The organism is Streptomyces lancefieldiae, from assembly GCF_031845825.1.
Classification (GTDB): Bacteria; Actinomycetota; Actinomycetes; order Streptomycetales; family Streptomycetaceae; genus Streptomyces; species Streptomyces lancefieldiae.
The window spans coordinates 1-572 of record NZ_JAVRFH010000279.1; the positions used below are offsets into that span (position 1 = coordinate 1).

A 572-nucleotide genomic window follows, 5' to 3' on the forward strand; every position below is an offset into this window, starting at 1 on the left:
CGCACCGCCATGAAGATGCGGGGCATGACCGGGAAGTGGAAGGCCATGTGGCACTCGTCGCCGCCGGAGGCGTAGTCGCCGAAGTAGTCGACGACGTCCTCGGGCCACTGGTTGGCCTCCGCCAGCACCACCGTGTCCGGGTACTGGGCGTCGATCTCCTTGCGCACCCGCTTCAGGAAGGCGTGCGTGGCCGGGAGGTTCTCGCAGTTGGTGCCCTCCTCCTGGTAGAGGTACGGCACCGCGTCCAGCCGGAACCCGTCGATGCCCAGGTCCAGCCAGAACTTCAGGGCGGAGATCATCTCCTCCTGGACGGCCGGGTTCTCGTAGTTGAGGTCCGGCTGGTGGGAGAAGAAGCGGTGCCAGTAGTACTGCTTGCGCACCGGGTCGTAGGTCCAGTTCGACGCCTCGGTGTCGACGAAGATGATCCGCGCGTCCTGGAACTGCTTGTCGTCGTCCGCCCAGACGTAGTAGTCGCCGTAGGGGCCGTCGGGGTTGCTCCGCGACTCCTGGAACCACGGGTGCTGGTCGCTGGTGTGGTTCATGACGAAGTCGATGATGACGCGCATGCCGCG

The 572-nt window shown here is 65.6% G+C and carries 1 protein-coding gene; it reads right to left on the bottom strand.

The features are described from left to right. Window positions 1–572: alpha-amylase family glycosyl hydrolase (locus RM812_RS42130; RefSeq protein WP_311586294.1), on the bottom strand; the 572-nt coding region annotated here is incomplete at both ends.